The organism is Terriglobia bacterium (genome assembly GCA_036496425.1).
Classification (GTDB): Bacteria; Acidobacteriota; Terriglobia; order 20CM-2-55-15; family 20CM-2-55-15; genus 20CM-2-55-15.
The window spans coordinates 1-20,887 of the sequence record DASXLG010000351.1 but is presented as its reverse complement, the minus strand read 5'-3'; the positions used below and the strand labels follow the sequence as shown (position 1 = coordinate 20,887).

Below are 20,887 nucleotides of genomic sequence, written 5' to 3'. Positions count from 1 at the left end.
CCCGCAGGAGGAATTGACGGCGAAGGTATCCGAACGCGCCGCGGGGCCCGAATTCGGTGTCTGTCCCAGAACTCCACGGAGGATACCTGGAGCAGGAAGTGGCAGGCTTTAGAATAAAAAGGTATACTTTTATCGTATGAGCGCGACTACTATAAAGCTAGAAGAACCTATACTTAAAGAATTGAGAGAGTTTAAGCGTTCCGATCAAAGTCTGTCCGCGCTGATTCGTGAGCTTCTACAGAGTGAATTGCGGCGGAGAAGGATGGCTCGTGCCGCACAGGAGTACATGTCGTTTATAGCGTCGAATCCGGAAGAGCTACAGGAGATGGACGCCTGGTCCTTTGCCTCGTTGGATAGCGACTCCAAGGCTCTAAAAAGAAGGAGAAATAAACGGAAATGATGCGTGGCACCGTGGTTTGGGTGGACCTTTCCGACGCATCGCCTCCCGAGATAGGCAAAAAGCGGCCTGCGGTCATTATCTCCAATTCCATGCAGAATCAGATTCTAGATTCTGTTGTGGCCGTTCCCCTTTCGACTCGCGAGCCGGAAATTCCACCTTTGCGTATTCGTCTGAGGGTAAGCGGCCTCAAGACATCGAGCTTCGCCGTGATTCCTGGGCTCCGGCAACTCAAGAAAAGCAGAATACTCGGATCGATAGGAAGATTGAGAGATACAGAATTAGTCTCAGTGGACCATGCCGTCCGGGAGTATCTGTCGGACTAGTGGATGGATTAAGGTCAAATGAGCAGTTCAGCACCCGATCCAACCGATCAGCAGTTATTGAAGATCGTCACGGACCCAAAGCCTGCAAATATTGCAGAAGTGATCGATCGAATGGACCGTCTTGAAGCGGTTCTGCAGATTACGGATGGACTGATTTGGTTTAACTGGTTATATCGACTGGTCACTAACAATGTCGATCTCAGTTCAGGCTGGACGAACCCCGAATGGCTCACCCGCCTGGATGTCATTTTTGCGAATATGTACTTCGGAGCAATTGAAACAGAACTCGGGGGCGTGGGCCGGACGCCGAAATCCTGGCAGGCCCTGTTTGAAGCTCGCCGCAAGCCGGGAATTGACCGGATACAGTTTGCGCTCGCCGGCATGAACGCTCACATCAATCACGATTTAGCCTTGGCGTTGCTGCAAACGGATCGGGAGTCCGGAATCGTCCCGAGTAAGACCAGTCTCGAGCACCAGGATTTTGAATCGGTTAACAGCATCCTTGAGGCGGCATTGCCGCAAACATTGAATATGCTGGCCGCCGGAGTCTTGGGCGCAACTGCACAGGATACTGGAAAGATCGGACGGCTGCTCGCCATGTGGAACGTCCGCGCCGCTCGGAATCTGGCATGGGATTTTGCAGATCATTTGCGAGACCTGAATGCCGTCTCGGGTCGTGTGGCTTTAACAGCCCAGGACCAGATGACGGGAACATTGGGTCGGGCCCTCTTGGTGATATAGCTTTCCCGCGCCGGCAGATCATCAATTCATTAAACTTTGAGCATGGTCAAAACAAGCTTCCGTTTCATCTCCTGGAAAATCTCGTGCAACTTCACGCTGCACATCAATGTCTGACGATTCACTATACCGGACGCTAACGTTTTGCCAGGTGCCAGTTCTGCTATTTTCGCGGTGTCCCGACGTTAGAAGCCGTACCAGGACGGCTTCTGGCCCTGACGTAACTGAGCGGTAACCGCGAGAACCGGGTCCCGTTGCAGTGAGTCGATCATGGCGACATGTTCCAGAAAGTCGACGACATCTTTCTGGCGCCCTCTCGCGATGAGAATGTTACAGAGGCCACGATAGCCAATATTCGGCCACCGGATGTCGTCCGGTAGTTTTGGAGCCTGTGCTGCGGCTCTCAGATACTGAACCGCCCGATCGATATCGTTAGTGCGTGCGGCGATCTGGGCCAGCAGCATGTTGGCATTGAAAATCGCAAGCGGGTAAGCGGGCTCGCGGCGGAATTTCGGTGCAACGGCGATGAGGTCCGTCGCATACTTTTCGGCTTTGAGCCATTCCTGCTTTGCCTCTGCCGGATGGAGGCTGTCGAAAGAGTTTCCATAATTGGCGGCATTCAGCGCCAGCAACCAGAACAGATCGAAGCGGTCTTTGTCCGGCAGAGCGGCAGCGGCCTCATAGCGATTGTCTTTCGGCAGCTGGCGGATGCGTTCCTGGCGAATTCGGGTCTGGTCCTCCGAGAAGGCATTGGCGAGTATCCGTCGGGCGTTGGATCCTGGATTCAGCGTGGCCGCACGCGTGAGATAATGCCTGCCCAGAGCCTTATAGTCGAAGTCCTTGCTCAGGTCCCGGCCTTGAAGGAGATCCGCACCCACGTCTTGCAGCAATTCATCGTCCCTCGAAGCGTCGAGCTTTCGCCGAATTTCATTTGCGAACACATCGTTAGTCAGAGCTGTGTCGTTTCCTTGAACCGCGATGTTATAAGAGTAACCGGTACTTACGGGGATCGCAGCGGTTGCCCCTACCAGAGCCAGTACGTAGACCCGCGCGAGCTGGGCCGTGAGGCGCCGGTTGGGTTGGACTATCCGCGCCTGCTCGAGCAATTGTCCCGCCAGATGATTATCGTCGATTTCAAACGCGTTCGCGGCGTTAGCAAGGATCGCGACGTTTATCGGCTTGTTCTCGAGCTGCGAGAACCAGAGTTGCTTCGCCTCTGTGTATCCCTCCGGGTCTGCGGTAGTGAAGCTCGTTTCGCGAGTGCGAATGATCGCGGCAGGCGATCCAGCAAGTTCATCCTCGGGATAATTGGTGATGAGCCAGAGGATATGGCGGCGGCGGGCGAGCATGAACTTCAACTGCAGTTCGCCTCGTGCCATCGGCTTCTCATAAATGAAGAGAAGTTGCAGCCGCAGATCCAGATTGCCGGGGTCTTCAGCAACTTTTTTCTCCAACTCATCGATGGCGGCTGCGTTCATCTGCACTGGCGGCGGCAGCCTTCTGCGCCGATCAAAGGTGGCGTTCGCCTTATCAGCGGCCGGACCTTCTCGAACTTCCTCGATCCGATTTTGCAGAACGCGGTCAAGCGCCTGCTCTTCCTCCTTTAAGGAAGGACGCGCCGGCTGCTTGCAGGCAACCGCGAAGGCGATCAAAGCGAACGCAAGGATCCCTGCGGGTCTCATGGCTGACTGTTCATCGCGAACTCCCCCCATTGTTGCGCAAGCACATTATGCTGGATAGCCCGCCAGAACACACTAGTTCACACAAATGCTTCTCACGCCCGCTTTTCATAGAGGACCTGCCTTCCTCAATAGTGTCCCGGCGAATTGCCCTCAAACAGGTGCAAACCTGAAATTCCTCTTTATTCATCGTACTTGCGATCGGAGCCGCGGAAACGGTCGGCGGGATACTTTTGTGCGTTCGAGGCGATCTTTCGTTCCGCGGCGGTTTCGAGATCGATATCCGCTTTGTCGGCAAAGCGGATGACATAGAGGAGAATATCGGCCAGCTCTTCCTCGATTTTCGCGCGTAGAGAAACATCCGTCAGTTCGTCCCAGCCATTCTGTCCTCGCGACCATTGAAATAATTCCAGAAGTTCAGCGGCTTCCACAGAAATGGAGGTGGCGAGATTCTTGGGCGTATGGAATTGATCCCAGTCTCTTTCCGCGGCAAACGATCTCAGAGCCATTGCGAGTTTCTGATTGTCGATCACTAGATAATCCTTGATGAAGTGGCTGCGCGGGCCCATCGCAACTTGGCGCTGCGGCTGCGCGGATTGGCGCGAAGTTCTTCTGCAGAAGGCCGGACGATTTCGTGTGCGACCTCCGAGTACACTCCTTCACGTTCTGCGGCCTGGAACGCCTTTTTGACGCGGCGGTCTTCACCGGAGTGAAACGTGAGGATAGCGGCCCGGCCACCGCTCTTGAGGCAGAATGGAAGGTTCCGCAGGAACTCCTCCAGCGCGCCAAACTCGTTATTCACTGCGATTCGGAGTGCCTGGAAGACACGGCGTATGGAGTCATCGTCTCCTCCTGCGCGGCGAACTGCGGCAGCAAGCTCCGTCGTTGTCGAAACCTGCGCCTGAAGGACGGCATGGGCGATGGGATCCGCGTTGGGTTCGTCGGCATTTTCGAACAGAATCGCGGCGAGAGCCGGTCCATCGAGACCGGCCAGCATAGCGGCAGCCGGTTGCCCGCGCATAGGGTTCATGCGCAGGTCGAGCGGGCCATCAACTTTGTAGGTAAAGCCGCGCTCGGGGTTGTCCATCTGCATCGACGAGACACCGAGGTCTGCGAAAACAATATCGGCCGGTTCGGGGAGAAGTTTCGCAAGTCCCGCAAAATTGGACCGCTGCGAAACGAAGACGTCCGGGCCGAAGCCGAGCTCGCGTAAACGGGATTCAGTCTTCGGCAACTCGATGGGATCGATGTCGACGCCGATGAGACGGCCGCCGGGCTGGATCGAGCCGAGCAGCGCCGCCGCATGGCCTCCGTATCCGAGGGTACAATCGACAGCGAATTCGCCCGGCTTCGGCCCAAGAACTTCGATGACCTCGCGAACCATGACCGGGCGATGCATTCCGGCCGGCGTTCTGCCCCTGGCGAGTACCCCGGCTACGTCTGCGGCATAACGCTCCGGTTCATGTTCCTTGTATTTCTCAGAGAAGTGCCGCGGGTTTTTCCCTCGATACCGCTGCCGCCGCTTCGGCTTTTCCATATTCAATCCCGCACGAACACCTTAGAACGTCTCGGCTTGGGCCAGCCAGTATAGATCAAACCAGCGGAGCCCGAAGCACGCGTCTGCGTGCGCCACAGGGCTGAAGTCGGCCGAGTTTGCAATAGACTGGTCGGCATGAAGGTCATTGCAGATTTTTGCCTTATTCCGATCGGGATCGGCGTCTCGGTTTCCAAAGAAATCGCTGCTTGTGAACGTGTGCTTGCAGAAGCCGGGCTGAAAACCCGATTACACGCCTACGGCACGAATATCGAAGGGGAGTGGGATGACGTGTTCGCAGCCATCAAGCGATGCCATGAGGTGGTGCACGCCATGGGAACTCCACGAGTTTCATCGACCTTGCGATTCGGTACACGAATCGACCGCCCACAGACGATGGACGAAAAGATCCGAAGCGTTCAACAAAAACTGGAAGAATAATCGATCGCCGAAAAATCAGAAAATCGTCTGTCCCGTTATGGCGTCCTGTGGACTGAGATCTACCGCGCCGCCGGCGGGTATGGTGATGCTCGAGAACGTTGAACCAGTCAGCAGACCCAGAAACGCTGAGAGGGGGAATCCGTTGCTGGTGAAGAAATCAACGCGGACGGTCTGCTGGATATTCGAAACGTTAGCGATCACAATTCCGCTCGCCCACCCGCCGCCCATGACAAATTGAGGAAGGAGAAGCGAGCCGCTGCCGCCAACACCGGTAGGCAGAGGTGGAAATGGAATAATCGCAGGCAGGCCTAAGCCACCTGACCCACTTGAGCTTTTTGACGCCGTCGATGTGGTCGACGTATTCACGACTGGTATAGTTGAAAAAGCTGTTCCTCTGAACTCAAGAGCGGTGATTCCCACGGGGATATCCGAGGTGAATACGAGAGCGCCGACGAGGGACGGGGGTATATCGGCTGGACTTCCGAACAGCTCACTCGCAAACTTTGCGACCTGTTGCATAGGCCCGATAGTAAAACCCGGTAGATCGATCTTTGTGCCGGAAGAGTTGTTCAAGCTAAGACGAATCGTCGCGGACGTCAGGTTGGGGTTAATGACGGAAATACCCGTATTGACGAACATTGGCAGGATTGCGCCTGCGGCGGCAGTGGCATTCGGGTTATTGCCCAGAAGGGTACTCAGGGGCCCTGTCAAGGAGTTCTCCCCGGTGTTCAAATCAACAATGACGGCTCCGCTGGTCGTCAATGTTGTCGCCGGAAGCACGGCCGTTTGAAACGTTAAGCCCTGCAAATCCCCAACCTTTTCATATGCAACCAAGCCACTGCCGCTCCCGGAAGTTGGCGTAATAATGACGTATCCCTCCCGCAGCCCCGAACTGGGGCTAAGAACGGTAGCGATAGAACTCCCGCTGTTCGCCGCTGACGACGCGGTCGATGATGTCTGCTGCGCGCGAAGAGGCACAATGCCAAAAAAAGATAAAACGACCAGTAGATTCAGATACTTAATCATGGCTTTCCCCAGAAGGATCCATCACAGCAGGGATTCGTCCGGGCAAATCCGTGCAGTTCGATGGGAATAAGAACTTCGACGGCAGGATTTAGATAATGTCGACGCTATAAGCCACATTTTCAAAGTGTGGCAAAGATCCGGAGTCTGGCCCCGTCTCTGGCCAAATGTCTATCAGAATCGGCAAATCCTGATTACTTTCAGGCCGGGGCGCCATCCATTCCTTCAGAATACACAAGATCGCCGTTGCCATCGACGATCGCGATCGCGACTTGTGCATTCGCAGCAACAGCAGCGGCCTCCGCGGCGCATGCTTCGGCCAATGGTCCGAGCAGCATATACAGGATATAATGCAGATTCAAAAAGGGAGGTCGGAGATGTAACATGCACCCAAGAAGTTCTCCGCGCACCAAGATTCGTGGCAAAGGCCTTCGAATGAATCAAGATATTCCCGGTAGATACAGCCACAAGAAGATGCGCTCGCACTACATCTCTGCGTTTTAGCAGTGAACATTTTTGTCACGGGCGGCACGGGCGTTCTGGGACGAGTGGTTGTCCGATTATTGTTGGACGGCGGACACCATGTTCGCGCGCTCGCGAGGAACTCCGACAGCCATTCGCGGCTTCGCGCGGCCGGAGCAGAACCTGTTCAAGCGAGTTTATTCGACCCCTCGACCCTGCGCGTTGTGTTGCAAGGCTGCGACGCGATCCTGCATTTAGCGACCCGAATTCCGCCGCCAAAGGACGCCAGCCGCCGCGACGCATGGCGTGAAAACGACAAGATCCGCGCGGAAGGGACGCGCAATCTCGTGAACATTGCGCTTGAATCGGAGGTAGCGACTCTGATTTATCCCAGTGTCGTCTTTGTTTATCTCGACGGCGGAGCGCAGTGGATGGATGCCGGAACAGCGGTGAAACCCGCGGCGATCCTCGAATCTTCCCTGCAAGCGGAAGCCGAAGTGGAACGGTTCTCGCGTGCTGGAAGACGCGGAATCGTTCTGCGAATGGGCAGTTTTTATGGCCCGACGGCCGGAACCACGCGCAGCATGCTCCGGATGGCGCGGCACGGAGTTGCGATGATCTTTGGTGCCTCGAACTCGTACCAACCCCTTATATGGGTGGATGATGCGGCGGTGGCAGTCTTCGATGCGCTCGGCAAAGCGCCTCCCGGAATCTATGACATTGTCGACGATGAACCGCTGCAACGGCGTGAACTCGCCTCCGTTCTCGCACAGGCTGCCGGCCGCAGGTGGCTATTCCGCCCTCCGGTGTGGCTGTTCTGGATTCTGGCCGGTAAGAACGTCATGTTCTTGACCCGCAGCCAGCGCGTCTCCAATCAGCAATTCAAAAAAGCGACGGGCTGGTACCCTATGGTGCCCAACGCACGCGACGGCTTCAGGCTGCTCGTTATCGAACCTTGAGCAAATACACCCGAGTGGAAATCGGCTAAAATACGCCACTTATTGGGGTAGCATCGATGCCGGAAGCCTCTGGAGAAGTCCTGACATTTATCAATCAGCACTACGGAACCATAACCGCCATGCGTGCACTAGCGCAGTGGGCGGGCGGTTCCCAGGACGAAATCGAGTTTACCGGCACCGTAAGTGATATATGGCAGCGGCTTTGGAGTAAAGCCGCTGACGGAGGTCGTCGTTGCTCGGAATTCTCTATTTTTCGGGAAGTGCTGTATGACAGGCCTGGTGATCCTCAGGTGCTGGCATTCCTCACAAAGATTGCCGCTGAGCGATTCGCAGAATCGCAAAAGAGTGCATCGAGGGCAGCGGATGCCATCGAAACCGCCCTGGCGATGTCGGGTATAGGAAACCCCATCCGGGCTGTTCTTGCCGCCTTTCCCGCTCAGTCGTGGGAAGCGGCCTTCTGCTGTTTCGCGCCTGTGTTCGAGGGAAAATACAGCGGCGAGGAGCGCCAGCACCTGCTTCAAGAATGCGCTGCGACCACTGAAGCTCCAACGGCCGAAGTTGCCCGAGGCCTTATCGCTGCCGTCCTGGGGACTCATGCTCATCATTAGAAAAGACCAGCTGCGCGCAATGGAGTTGGATGTCCGCGTTCGCAACGTTACAACCACGATCCGCAAAGCGTTGCCGGAGCCGTGTACCGCGCTTGGAACTGATGCTTTCCGGAAACGCATCGAACTCGCGTTTCAAAAGTCCGAAAAGTATGGGATGACCGAAATCTCCGAAGTCATCCGTTTTGTTCAATTGATGTTTGTGCTCGGCGACGATTTCGATACCGCTGAAGCCGCCCGGAATATTCTTCAATGGACGGACGTGACAAACAACTTCAGGCTGCAGGCGCTCGAAAAGCGTGCCAATGGGCAAGCCGGCGCCGGCGGTAGTTGATCCGATGCCTGATTCGAAGCAACCGCCTCGCAAAATCTACTTTCAGACCTATTCCGCATTTCAATGGACGCAACCGAAGGGCCCGTTTTATCGAGGTGAGAGTTTCACCATTCGTGTCCAGGTCGACCGCCCTGCCGAGAAAACACAGGTTGTCGCGAATATCGTTCGCGATCAGGGGCAAAAGACTTATCCCGTCCGTCTGGAAAAGGGCCAGAGCTTTACGGATGTAACGGTAGAGATTGAAGACGACTACAAGAAGGAATCCGGCTCAACGAAGACAAAGAGCAACTTCAAGCTCGAGCAGATCGCGGACGCCTTCATTCCCGGAACGGACGTTGCGTTTGACGTCGACCTCGATCCGCTGCCTGTCTTGTCGTTCGATGGTGATCAGCCGGGCCTGGCTAAATTCAAGGACGGGGACAAATATTCCTTCCGGCTGCGGGAGAAGGGAACGGTGCGCGTCTATCTCAGCTCAAGGCCGCACACTAAAGGATCAACCGCCGAGATTTCCGGGAATGCCGTGGCTAAGCCGGTTCCTGTCAAGTTTACCGAAGCCAGGTTTGCCGATGTCCAGGTGGCGCCCATCAAAACAGAAAAAAAAGGAGAACTGCAACTCAGCGCAAAGTCCCGCTGCGCTGTAAGTGACCGGCCGAAGCCTTTGGCGGTTTCTGTGGCTGCTGAGCCGGCGGTGGCGCTGTCTCCGGATGATGACTGGATTACACCGCAATCTCTGTCCCTTCGCGACTCCGTAAAAATAAAGCTTCTTTTGACGGGTGCTCGTCCCGCTCAAAAAGTCAAAGTGCAGCTCGTGTCGTACTGCTTCTCGAGTAATCCGGAAGTTGAGATTGAACCGGAGGCCTGGGACACAGGCATCAAGGAGGCCGGACCGTTCCTGCTGGCGAAGTCGCCCGCGCTTTTCGATCCCACAATCGAGCTCACGGTCACCGGTGCAACGGCGCAAGTCGGACGAACCGCCAAACGGAAATTCTCACTCGGCGCCAAGCGGTCGGTTTATTTCAGCTCCTACTCCGTTTTGCAATACACGGATCCGAAGCCGCCACTCTATCGTGGGGAGACTTTCAAAGTTCGCGTCGCACTGGACAAGGCCGTCGATCAGGCCGAGGCCGTGGCGAACATCGTCTGGGACGACCCGCCCGGCGGTAAGAAGGATCCGGTCACGATCGAGGCTTCGAAGGCCCTAGCCGAGGTTCCCCTGGTTATCGCAGAGGACTTCAAGAAGGATTCAAAGGACAAGGCGGCTACGTTCGCATTGAGTCTTGAGGCCGCCACGGATCGAATCGCAGTACTGAGCGGCGTCAAAAGCGCCGGACCCGGCAAGGATGGCAGCTTAAAACTCGAGCTCGCTCCGCTTCCGAAGGCTTCATTCAGAGACCTTCGATCCACCGCCCGCCTTTCCGATGACCAGCCTGGACTTAAGAAATTCAAAAACGTCAGAGGGTTTTTGTTTGTCGCTCAAACAAAGGCAAAGGTTCGCATCTACCTCAGCGGCAGGCCGCATAGCAAAGGTTCAACCGTGAAGTTGTCCGGCACGGCGCTGGACAAGCCCATTCCGGTTAATTTCACTCAAGCGCCATTTACCGATGTCGAAATCACCGTCACGAAGCGTGGGGAACTCAAGCTTGTCGATGAGTCGGGTTGCCTGATCGATCCGGAACTGAGCCCGTTAACTATCCATGTCGAGCCATTCTATTTTGCGGAGAAGGACTGGATCGAGGATAAAGGCAAGGCTGCAACCTTTGCCGCTGGTGATTGTGTTGGAATCCAGGTCAGCCGCCTGGATTCGAGTGATGGTCCGGGAGAATTCGGTTCACTGACCTGCGATGCGTTTGAGAAGGCGTACCCGATTTTCTTCGAATCGACGAAGACGGTCTGTAAGACCATCTTCGCTCGATTAAAAAGCGATTCTAAGATCCCGACCGCTCCCAAAGCGTTCGACATCATGATTGCGCCGACAGGTTCGCAGCCCTCGACTGCAAAACAATCGATTAACGTTGCGAAGAGCCGGACCATCTATCTTCCGCCCAGCCAGTTTGGTAAAGGCGCCGAATTTGCGCCCGGGCAAACGGTCAGTGTCCGAGTGAATCTCAGCGCTCCGGCGAAATACAAAACGTCGTTCACGCTCGCGTCGCCCGCATTTGGAGCTCGAACGTATGAAGGCGCATTTAAACCCTGGAGCCGTACGACGACGGTAAAGGTTCTTATCGAGCGCACATTTGCGAAGGAGGCAGGGCACATCGGGATCAGCAGTGTCGACGATAATCCCAGCCAGCCGCCCAACCTCACTCTTGATGAGAGCGCGGACTTTCCGGCCGCTTTGCCGGTCACGGTGCGGCCGCCGCGTGTCGGATTCAAGCCGGGCCGGGCCTTCACATCGAGGGTTGAGACAGAGAGCGGAATGGATGCCGTATTTGGCCTCGGCAGCAAAGCGACACTCAATTTCATCCTCGATCGTCCTGCCCTGATAGCCGCCACCGCGGTTGTGACGTGCGATGCCTTCGATGAACCGTATGTCCTGAAATTTGAAAAGGATTCTCAGGCCGCCCAGCTCGAAGTCGAATTCACGAAAGGCTACAGTGATCCGATCCTTTTGCGGGTGAGTGGTGCAGGTCATTGCCGTGCGGTCGAGCAGACAGACAAATCCTCGAACCAGCTTAAAGTTCGAGTGAAGCCGTTGCCGGCTATCAAATTCGAGGAGAAATGGATTGAACCGCCTGAAACCATCTTTGTCGCCGGCGACAAAGCAAAGATCCACGTATCCCTCACTCAGCCGGCGCCGCCCTGGGGCGTCTCGGCAAAACTGAAATCTTCCGCTTTCGGGAAGGAATATCCGATTGCGTTTTCCCCAGGGGCGGCCGGACCTGTAGAAGTTCAGGTGGCGTTCGACAGCCCGCAGGACGGCAAGTATCAGACCATCACACTTGAAGGCGTCGAGCGGTGCGCGACGGGAACGGAATTTCTAAGGCTGGTTCAGGTTTTCACAAACCGGCCGGTGTACTTCGAAGCTGCGGCTATTTCGCCTCCTGGGCCGTATCGTAAGGACGATGCGGCCAGGATCTATGTCCGCCTCCAACATCGCGCACAAGCCGAGGCGAGCGTTACATTGAAGGGGCCTTTTGACGACGTCCCGGTGAAGTTTGCTGCCGGGGATATTCAAAAGGAGGTTCCTGTCATTTTTACGAAGGAAGCGGAGAAGGAACAGGAAATCGAACTCGCCACTCCGTCGGGCTGTGTCCTCGGCGCTCGCGTGAAACAGCAGATCAAGGTCTTTACTCCGCTCGTAAGGTTTGACGAACCGGCCGTGGAAGACGATGCCGCCGTCGTGCCGGGAGACCAGGCGTACATCGGGCTCAAGCTCAACTCGCGTTCCCCTTTAGACGGTTGCAGCGTCGACGTCACGAGTGATGCGTTTGAAGCAGGGAAGAAGTACAAAGTCGTATTTCCGCGCGGCGAGGCTGCTGCCTCTATCCCGGTGAGGATTCGCCACGACTACAAAGCGGACCCTCAAAACAAGGCAACCATCCGGCTCGAAGGCTTTCATCGCTGCGCCGGCGATGCGAGCAAGACCGCGTCGCTCAAGATTGCAACGCCGCCGACCGTCCGGTTTGAAAAATCAAAGATGAGTCTGGTTGCCACGAGCGAGTTTGCCAGCGAGGAGGAAATCAAACTGTACATCGCTCCCAGTGTGGCTCCGTCGAGCGATCTCGAAGTCAAAGTGCATAGTGCGGCATTCGCCACCGGGCATGTTTACGTCGCGAAGATAAGTCAGAATCAGTACATGCCGGTGGAAGTGACCGCCGTTCTGACGAACGGCAAGGCCGAAAATGGCGAGGTTGTGGCTCAGACGATCGAGATTCATCCACCCAGCGGATGGCATGCCGATCCCCTGGATGGCGTCCTGCAGGTGAAGGTCAAACCCAAAAACGGAACCACAACGGAGAAGTGTCCGCTTGAAAAGTCCGCGGCCAAGGCTCCGGAGGCCGCCGGGCCTGCCGAAGGTGAACACAAGCCCGCCGCGGATATCAAAGACGACAGTTGCAACCTGCATCGCCTGCTGATTTCCGTGAAGCACGGGAATGAGAAGAAAAAGAGCGAAGATGCGGCCGGCGATGACGACACGCCGCAGGTCATTGTGAAACGCGGCCCGAAACAGGACGGCACCTTCGAGGTCGTGCTCCACAAGGATCTCGCGACAGACCGGGATAAGGCGCTCGTCTGCTCGCCGACTCAGATTCCGATTATTCAGGTGATCGCGGGCCGTGAATCCGGTGACTCCAATTTGCCTAAACCCGACGAGACCGTTCATCACACGGTTGTGCAGGTGCGGCTGGACAAAGCCGATCACTATTGCGAGCAGCAATTCATTCATTCCGAGGTGGGAGCCCTTCAGCATCCGATTATCCGGCTACGAGACCGGGTAAAAGGAGCGCTCAGCGAGTTGGAGGGCCGGATCGTCAAGCTCGCCGATGCTGCGGAGGAGGCGGCGGACAAAGCGGCGAAGCCTGTGACTGCATTCAGCGGAGATGTTTCCGAGGCTGCCGGCAAGCTCAAAAAAAAGTCGGATGACAAGCTGAGTTGGGTGTCGAAGCTGACGGAAAACGCCAGCGCTTTCCAACAAAAGAGCCTGCAGAAAGTGGGTAAATCGCTTGGACTTGAAGTGGATGCGGCTGAAGACGCGCCGGCTTCTCCGAAACGCTCCCCGCGCCGGCCCTGGCGGAAGCGTTACGACTGGCTGCCCACGATGGGTCTTGCGTCGCTGCGCCCTGGTTTTGCAAAGCCGGAAGGCGGCAAAGCGGAAGCGGAGAAATCGGACGCTGATCCGCCGCTGCTCGAATTCCCCGTGTTCCAGGCTTACCAGGTCTGGCATGAAGAGGTCGCAACGGATGACGGAGGCGATTCCCCTACGGATAAAATTGCTTCAGTAGTGCCGGCGACAGTAACCGCAGGCCCTGATCTGGATCAGACAAAGGACAGCACTCGCGGCCTGAGCCGGGTTCGCGATCTGATGTCCGCGCTTTCGTTCATCAAGATGGCGCCACGGCAATATGAAATTGCCGTACAAAGCTGCGGAGTCCCCGCAACCAATCCGGCCGATTCACACGTGACTCATACCCTGCGCGCTATCGTCGAGGTTTACCCTTCAGACGAATTCTGTTTGCACTACGAATTCCAGCCCAAAAATTATCAGCCGGTGTGCATCGGCAGGCAGGGCAGCATCATCAATCCTGGCCAGGCTCAAGCCACAGCAGCGGCTGCGCAGGAGACTGCGTCCGTTGCGCAGGCTGTGGCAGCCGCATCATCTTCGGGCTCGAATGAGGATGAAACCTCCGTCATTGAATTGCGCATGCTGCCTCAGCCTGATTCCAGCGCCGCCAGTTCAAGCGACTCCGGCAGTTCCACGGACGAGGATTGGAGTCTCGAAGTCGACATCAAGATTTCCAAGCCCAAGGGCAAGGGTCTTTTGTCGACAACGCCGCCACCATGGCCCCGGGATGGTATTTATCGCGGCGAATTCGTTAATCCAGCAGCTGCCGATTCTCCAAAGAAGCCCGCGCCCGGAGAGGCGAAAGACATCAGCAGTCTTGTCTTCCATCCTTATAAAGCAGAGGACGCGACTGCCGATCCTTTGTGGAAGCAGGTGGTCGACGCTCTGAAGGCCGAAAACGCATATTCCTTGCCCGGGCAGGAAACGATCGTCCAGGGAACGATCAACCTCGACGCGCTCGCCGGCGGCAAACTGACGGCGATGCAGTCTGCGCTGGACGACAAGCTCTTCGGACCGGTCAATGATTCCGGGATTGTTCTGACGCGCAACGGCAAGACCGGCACTTTCTATTTCGAAATCGTCAAATCGCTGAGCGCGTCCGTGCAAACGATCCGGCAGATCGTTGCGGCTTTCGAGGGCATTTCAGCCAACTTCACTCAGGTTGCAGGGTGGGGCTTTCAGTTTGAAGTTCGCTTCATGGAAGGCAAGGCGAACGTCTACTGGGGCTGGAAGGAGCACACCGACCAGCGTGTCTTCCCCTGGTATTCGGTTCATCTGGATCTCATGCTCGCAAAGATCAGCGTGGCCTTCAACGCGGGCTACACCGCCAACCTCTACCTGATGAAGTTCCAGGCCGTCGTCTACTTCAAATTGTCGCTGGAAGCCAACATCAACGATCAGTTCTTCGAACGGCAAAGCCCGGACGACAAGCTGCCCGCCTGGGCCGACACCTGGGTCAGTTTCATGGGCAAGGCCGAATCCGGAGCCAACATGGTTCTCGTGAACGAGAACGTGTTCCACGTCAATGCCGCAATCCAGACGGGACTGGAAATGCGGACGCGCATTACCATGGGCATCGAAGTACAGTTTGGCATCGAATATCAGCTCTACTGGCTCGGCGTCACCGCCGGCGCCACTTTCAAGCTGGCCGGCTTCAAGGAAAAGCAGAAAACCATCACCCTGGTCGAGGGCTCGCCGAAAGACCTTCCATACAAACGCGGAATGTTTCCCAAGCCGGCGAGCGCCAGCTGGTGGAACGCGCGGCGCGAGGTCAACATGGCGTACAGCCGCGCTGTTTATCAGGAAGAGCGGATCGCGAACGCGATCGAAGAGTACCGGAAGCTGCAGCTCGAGATGGTCGGCGCCAGCCCGAAGACGAAGGAATTGCCGGTTCTGCCGCCGGACGATGATGCATCCGAGGATGAACGAAAGCAGTGGCAGGAAAACAAGGTCAAATGGGACGAGCAATGGGAGGACTGCAAAGCCACGTTCGGTATGGAAGCCCAGACCGTAAAGACCCGCACGCTTCGGCGGTCGTTCCCGCTTGAAAAGCGGCTCGATGAGAAAACAGGCGAAGCCGAAAAATGTCTCGCTGCGCTGCTGACTCTGGGCGCCAGGTTGAAGTCGTTGAAGAAACGGATTCTGGATTTCGGCAACGAAGTGTATCTCGCCGAAGTCAAGGCGGATGAAGGCCGGCCGGCGCCGGCGTCGATGCTGGAAAAGGCTATAGCGTTGGGGAAGGAGAAAGATCTCCACTACTCCGAATCCATCCGTCATCAGCCCTTGCAGGACCTCAACGACGTCGTGGAAGATCTGAGATACTACGCCGCCTTCCGTCAAGCAGTGCAGGAAAAAAGGTGAGCAGGACCGAACAGCTTTTCTATGTTTTCGAGTGCACGACCGAAGGGTGCACTGCGGAGTTCTATTTGAATGACATTCCGATCATCCGGCGCGGTCCGGCCTTCGGTCCGTTTTATGCGGGACAGGCGAACCAATATATATGCGACGGTATTAATGAAATCACCATTGTCATTAGTCCCGGAAGCCGTCCGGGCCGGGCGCTCACCGGCGATAGTTCTGAACGCACCAGAACCACGTTCAAGGATGCGCGCGCATCCGCCCGCATGGCGCGCTACCCTTTCGGGGCGGTCGTCGGCGGACCCGATGCGAAAGACTTGCTGCGTGTTGCGTGGGAATCCGGCAGCGGCGACTCTTCAAGATATGCGCCCCTCGTCACCGGCGGTTCCGCTGATCTTGGAAATATCTTCGGCGCATGGGCGTGGCAAAGCGCGCCTGCCGCCATCCTGGATGACCAGTCCCGCCGTGAGATTCGCGAGTTTCTAACCTCGCTGGCGGCCTCGCTCGCGGCCGGCGATGCCGCTCCATTTGTCGCAGCGGGCGCCGCACGCCTTGCCGATACGGAGCGCGCCTATGGCCTGCAGCCCGGAGAGCGGGCTGAAATGATTCGCCGTATTACAAAGGAAGACGCGGCTCAACCCTGGTGGGGCATCCAGCCGCTCGATGAGGCGCAGTTCGATCTTCGTGTCTGCGGCCGCGGAAGACTGGTCGAATGCATTGCCGCGGACTGGCTGCCTATACTTCGCGAAAAGCCCGATCCCGAAGGCGGTTTCGGCACCTACTCGATGCTCCTTGCAAAGACCGGCGGGGCATGGCAGATCGTGCTCTGAGGAGAATCTGAGCTTCTCGCGTATTCAACGAAACAGGGCGGTCTTACACCTGCCCCTACAGAAAAGCCGGCGGCTAGGCTTGCTTGAGTACCAGTCCTTCGATCGCATTCATGAGATCTTCGCACTTGTCGATCGCGTGCTCGATCTCGTTATAGATCGAGCTGTACTTCATCAGGCGGATGGCGTCGTGTTCTTCTGCATACAGATTTCCGATAAAGTGGCGGTAGAGGCGGTCGCCTTCGTTTTCCAGCGCATGAACACTGATAACCTGCGCACGGATGGTTTCATAGTTCGCGTTTCGCAAACTGCGAATGCTGCGATGAATGTCGTTCACCGCCCGATGGGTAACCTCGAACATCATGCTCATGCCGTTTTCGATCCTGTCGATGCGGTAAAGCACAAGAATCTCTGCGACGTGGTCCATAAGGTCGAGCACATCGTCGAGACTTTTCGTCAATGAATAGATGTCTTCCCGGTCAAACGGGGTAATGAACGAGCGGTTCAGTTCCTCGAAGATCGAATGTGTCAGTTTGTCCCCGACGTGTTCGAGTTTTTTGATCTGATCCCGAACCGAAATGATTTCGTCCCGCGTCGACGCTCTGCCAAGGTTCGCGTAAATCTGCGCCGCCTCCCGCAGGTTGTCCGCTGCCTGTTCGAAGAGCGGCAGGAATTTGTCGTCTTGCGGCAGGAAGAAGCGCAGGAAAGAGTTGAGACCCATCGATATCTCCTGATCCGGGTTACAGGTATAATCACACGGCGCCAGGACATCCGGGCGCACAGACAAGGAACCAAAGACTGTAGCATGGATTGCTCGAGTGAATTTTAGTTCGCCTGTTTTTGTCGCCGTTGCCGGCATCATCCTGACTGCCCTTGTTTTCGACTACCTGAATGGCTTTCACGACGCCGCGAATTCGATTGCCACTGTCGTTTCGACGCGTGTGCTATCGCCAGGGAAGGCTGTTGTCTGGGCTGCATTCTTCAATTTTGTTGCGGCATTTTGTTTTGGCGTTGGAGTTGCTAGGACGATCGGGTCCGGAATGGTCGATATCAAATCCGTGGATCGCACGGTGATCTTCGCGGGACTGCTTGGCGCTATCGCCTGGAATATCATTACGTGGTATTTCGGCCTGCCGACCAGCTCGTCGCACGCTCTCATCGGGGGCTACGCCGGAAGTGCCGTGGCAAAGGCGGGACTCGGCGTTCTGATTGTTTCCGGCTGGACCAAAACTCTTGCGTTCATCGTCGTCTCTCCGGTTCTGGGGATGATCCTTGGTTTCGGGTTTATGGCGGCGACCACATGGATTGTTCGTGACAATGCCCCGTTCCGCGTGGACAAACGGTTCCGGAGGCTTCAATTATTTTCCGCGGCGGCGTACAGTCTCGGTCATGGAACCAACGACGCGCAGAAGACCATGGGAATTGTCACTGGAGTGCTTTATACCTCCGGGTACCTCAAGACGTTCGACGTTCCCATCTGGGTCATCCTCATGGCGCATATGGCGATCGCATTAGGAACCGTATCCGGCGGGTGGAGAATCGTGAAGACGATGGGGCAGCGCATCACGGCACTTCGGCCGGTGGGCGGATTCTGCGCGGAGACGGCGGCGGCAGTCTGTCTTTTCGGGTCGGCAATGTTCGGCATTCCTGTGAGTACGACCCACACGATTACGGGGGCAATCATCGGTGTCGGGTCGACGAGGCGGCTTTCGGCAGTGCGCTGGGGCGTTACGAAGAACATTGTCTGGGCATGGATTATGACGATTCCAGCGGCTGCATCGATTGCGGCTCTCGCGTATAAAATCCTGGCATAAAGGCAGGTCTTCCATGGACCTCAGATTACATTCCCGGCTCGTTGCTTTGAATATCGCCGCGATCGCCGCCGCGACGTTAATCGTCGGGTATTTCTTTTTCGGTGGAAGCCTCCGCAATACTTTCGAATCGGAAATCCAGCAGCAGCTTTATCGGTCGGCGACGTTGGCGAAAGCGTACATGCGAACGCAAACCGCGATCTCCGACCCTGTCGATTTCGCGAATAACATTGCGGGGCTGCTCGGCGTCCGCGTAACGATCATCGCGCCGGACGGCAAGGTCGTGGGAGACTCGGAAGTTTCCCGCGAAAATTTAGCCAGTGTCGCCAATCACAGTGACCGTCCCGAGGTGATCGACGCGCTCCGTACCGGGCGCGGATCGGCGGTCCGCTCGAGCGCGACGATCGGCGTGCCCTTTATATATGTCGCCAACAAGCTCGACGACGGCAGGATCCTTCGTATCGCCATGCCGATGTCTAATCTGGAGGCTCTCATCTCCGGTCTGCGGCAGCGTCTCCTGTTGTCGATTCTGGTTTGCGCGGGGATGACGCTTGTGTTCGGTTACATGGTCTACGCCTTCGTATCGAGGCCGCTTCAGCGCCTGGCTGAAGCTTCACGCTCTCTCGCGGTAGGCAATCTCGACAGTGATATCCCGGTTTCGGGAGACAGAGATCTTGCGATCGTGGGATCAGCGCTGAATGCGATGGCCAGAAAATTGAAACTCAAGATCGCTGAATTGGAGGAGGACAAGCGCAGGACCGAAACGATCATCGCGGCCATGAGCGCGGGGGTTGTCGTGTTCGATCTGGCGGCCCGTGTCGTAGTGAGCAATGAAGCCGCCCGGCGGTTGTTCGAGATTTCGGGTGGCCTGACCGGGCGGAGTCCGCTCGAGCTCCTGCGGAATCCCGGCGTGGAAATGATGATTCGAGCCACATTGAAAGGCGAGGCGGGGCCGGCGATAGAGGTGGTAACAGGTTCCGGGCGCGTTCTTCTTGCCAGGGCCGCGCCGGTTCGAACGGCGGCCGGCAGCACCGAACTGGCCGTGATGGCTGTTCACGACCTGACTGAAATCCGGCGGTCGGAGAAAATGCGCAAGGAATTCGTGGCGAACGTTTCACACGAGTTCAAGACGCCGCTGACCGCCATTCGTGGTTTTGCGGAAACATTACTCAGCGAGCCAGCTTCCAATTCGGGAATGTCGCAGGAATTTTTGTCGGCCATCGAGCGAAATTCTGCTCTGCTTCAAGCTCTCGTTGACGATCTTCTGGTTCTCGCGAAACTCGAAAGCGAGCCGCCCGTCGAAAGGGAGAGTGTCCATATCCGTCAAATAATCGACGAACTGGTTCGGCTGAGGAGCCAGCAGCTTCAGGAGAAGCATATTCAGGTCGAGGTCGAGTGTGAGCCGGCCGAAATTTGCGTGGATGGAGCGCGTTTGACAAGAGCCGTTTCCAATCTGTTGGACAACGCCATTCACTACAACCGGGATAAAGGTTCCATTCGGATTACCGGTGGCCCTACGTCTAAAGGATTCGAGCTTGCGGTTTCAGACACGGGTGCGGGAATTCCACGGGGAGATTTGCCGCGTGTCTTCGAGCGTTTTTATCGCGTCGAGAAATCGCGCGTCCGTTCTGCTGGAGGAACCGGCCTCGGTCTTGCCATAGTTAAACACGCCGTTGAAAGCCAGGGAGGCACCGTATCGGTTTCCAGCCGGCTCGGGAGCGGATCGACGTTCAGGATCGTCCTGCCAGACTGAGAACTGCAGGCGTGGTCACCGACCGCGCCTATAGGAAGCAGTAGCTCTAATCGAAGACGATCGTGCGGCCGTCGTGAACAATGATCTTTCTGCGAATATGGCTCCAGATAGCCTGAGAAAGCACGGTTTTCTCGATATTGCGGCCAAGCCGGATGAGGTCCTGAACGGAGTTGCGGTGACTGACCCGCATCACGCTCTGTTCGATGATCGGGCCGGTGTCCAGTTCTTCGCTCACATAGTGGCTCGTCGCTCCGATCATCTTGACGCCGCGTTGACGCGCGGCGTGGTAAGGCCGCGCGCCCGGGAAAGCGGGAAGAAATGCATGGTGGATGTTGATGATGCGGTTGGGATACGCCTGTATCAAACGGCCGGTCAAAATCTGCATGTAGCGCGCGAGCACGACGAAATCGATCCGGTGTTTTCGAAGAAGGGCAATTTGTTCTTCTTCGACCGCAGCCTTGTTCTGCCTGGTAAGGGAGAAGGCGCGGAATTCGACTCCGAATCGCGCCGCCGCCGCTTCCAGGTCGGGATGGTTGCTGACGACCAGAGGCACCTCGACTTTCCATTCACCGGAATGGCTGTGGGCAAGCACGTCATACAAGCAGGCGGGATCTTTCGAAACAAAAATCGCCATCCTCAAGATCTGATCCGAATAGTGCAGAGACCATTCGCTGTCGGGTTCGTTGCCGATGAACGTTCGCAGGTGGTCCGTCATTTCGTCATCGGAGATCGTGAAGTGTGAGAGGTCCCACTCCAGGCATGTGTAGTAATGCCGGGTCTCCGGATCGACGTACTGGTCGTGGTAAAGAATTTGTCCCTCGTGTTTGTAAATGAATTGCGTCAGATCCGCGCTTATG

At 56.5% G+C, this 20,887-nt stretch carries 16 protein-coding genes; 9 read left to right on the top strand and 7 right to left on the bottom strand.

Annotated features, from left to right (window positions below):
* Positions 1–741: 741 nt before the first annotated feature.
* On the top strand, positions 742–1,464 hold the full coding sequence (locus VGK48_25695) for a DUF5995 family protein (GenBank protein ID HEY2384585.1): 723 nt from the start codon (positions 742–744) through the stop codon (positions 1,462–1,464).
* A gap of 182 nt (positions 1,465–1,646) precedes the next feature.
* Here VGK48_25695 and VGK48_25690 read toward each other — a convergent pair whose 3' ends face one another.
* The 3 genes from VGK48_25690 to rsmH all read right to left on the bottom strand — a co-directional run bounded on the left by VGK48_25690 (position 1,647) and on the right by rsmH (position 4,677).
* Positions 1,647–3,143, bottom strand: a complete 1,497-nt coding sequence (locus VGK48_25690) for a hypothetical protein (GenBank protein ID HEY2384584.1) — start codon at positions 3,141–3,143, stop codon at positions 1,647–1,649.
* A gap of 179 nt (positions 3,144–3,322) precedes the next feature.
* Positions 3,323–3,673, bottom strand: coding sequence for a nucleotide pyrophosphohydrolase (locus VGK48_25685; protein ID HEY2384583.1), 351 nt, complete (start codon positions 3,671–3,673; stop codon positions 3,323–3,325).
* Positions 3,673–4,677, bottom strand: a complete 1,005-nt coding sequence (gene rsmH, locus VGK48_25680) for a 16S rRNA (cytosine(1402)-N(4))-methyltransferase RsmH (GenBank protein HEY2384582.1) — start codon at positions 4,675–4,677, stop codon at positions 3,673–3,675. The genes VGK48_25685 and rsmH overlap by 1 nt, the downstream gene beginning before the upstream one ends.
* Before the next feature lie 135 nt (positions 4,678–4,812).
* On the opposite strand from rsmH, the gene VGK48_25675 reads away from it, so the two are divergent.
* Positions 4,813–5,115, top strand: coding sequence for an MTH1187 family thiamine-binding protein (locus VGK48_25675; protein HEY2384581.1), 303 nt, complete (start codon positions 4,813–4,815; stop codon positions 5,113–5,115).
* A gap of 15 nt (positions 5,116–5,130) precedes the next feature.
* On the opposite strand, the gene VGK48_25670 is transcribed toward VGK48_25675, so the two are convergent.
* Both VGK48_25670 and VGK48_25665 read right to left on the bottom strand, forming a co-directional pair.
* The gene (locus tag VGK48_25670; protein ID HEY2384580.1) at positions 5,131–6,141 is read right to left on the bottom strand and encodes a hypothetical protein; all 1,011 of its coding nucleotides are present in this window, start codon (positions 6,139–6,141) and stop codon (positions 5,131–5,133) included.
* Between the two features lie 197 nt (positions 6,142–6,338).
* Entirely contained in the window at positions 6,339–6,500 is a 162-nt protein-coding gene (locus VGK48_25665; GenBank protein HEY2384579.1) for a hypothetical protein, read from the bottom strand.
* 144 nt (positions 6,501–6,644) lie between these two features.
* On the opposite strand from VGK48_25665, the gene VGK48_25660 reads away from it, so the two are divergent.
* From VGK48_25660 to VGK48_25640, 5 genes are read left to right on the top strand one after another with little or no spacing between them, the layout of a single operon-like run.
* Complete coding sequence (locus VGK48_25660; GenBank protein HEY2384578.1) at positions 6,645–7,559, top strand: NAD(P)-dependent oxidoreductase; 915 nt, start codon at positions 6,645–6,647, stop codon at positions 7,557–7,559.
* Positions 7,560–7,615: 56 nt separating this feature from the next.
* On the top strand, positions 7,616–8,167 hold the full coding sequence (locus tag VGK48_25655) for a hypothetical protein (GenBank protein HEY2384577.1): 552 nt from the start codon (positions 7,616–7,618) through the stop codon (positions 8,165–8,167).
* A complete protein-coding gene (locus VGK48_25650; protein HEY2384576.1) occupies positions 8,154–8,498 on the top strand; it encodes a hypothetical protein in 345 nt (114 codons plus the stop codon). The genes VGK48_25655 and VGK48_25650 overlap by 14 nt, the downstream gene beginning before the upstream one ends.
* 4 nt (positions 8,499–8,502) lie before the next feature.
* Positions 8,503–15,642 (top strand): hypothetical protein, encoded by a 7,140-nt coding sequence (locus VGK48_25645; GenBank protein HEY2384575.1) that lies wholly within the window; start codon positions 8,503–8,505, stop codon positions 15,640–15,642.
* On the top strand, positions 15,639–16,469 hold the full coding sequence (locus tag VGK48_25640; GenBank protein ID HEY2384574.1) for a hypothetical protein: 831 nt from the start codon (positions 15,639–15,641) through the stop codon (positions 16,467–16,469). The genes VGK48_25645 and VGK48_25640 overlap by 4 nt, the downstream gene beginning before the upstream one ends.
* Positions 16,470–16,542: 73 nt before the next feature.
* Here VGK48_25640 and VGK48_25635 read toward each other — a convergent pair whose 3' ends face one another.
* Positions 16,543–17,187 carry a DUF47 family protein gene (locus VGK48_25635; protein HEY2384573.1) on the bottom strand — a complete coding sequence of 215 codons (645 nt, stop codon included), beginning with the start codon at positions 17,185–17,187 and terminating at the stop codon, positions 16,543–16,545.
* A gap of 97 nt (positions 17,188–17,284) precedes the next feature.
* Between VGK48_25635 and VGK48_25630 the strand changes: the two genes are divergently transcribed.
* Positions 17,285–18,280 (top strand): inorganic phosphate transporter, encoded by a 996-nt coding sequence (locus VGK48_25630; GenBank protein ID HEY2384572.1) that lies wholly within the window; start codon positions 17,285–17,287, stop codon positions 18,278–18,280.
* A 13-nt stretch (positions 18,281–18,293) separates the two neighbouring features.
* Entirely contained in the window at positions 18,294–20,030 is a 1,737-nt protein-coding gene (locus tag VGK48_25625) for an ATP-binding protein (GenBank protein ID HEY2384571.1), read from the top strand.
* Between the two features lie 46 nt (positions 20,031–20,076).
* On the opposite strand, the gene purU is transcribed toward VGK48_25625, so the two are convergent.
* Complete coding sequence (gene purU, locus VGK48_25620; GenBank protein HEY2384570.1) at positions 20,077–20,886, bottom strand: formyltetrahydrofolate deformylase; 810 nt, start codon at positions 20,884–20,886, stop codon at positions 20,077–20,079.
* Between the last annotated feature and the right edge of the window lies 1 nt (position 20,887).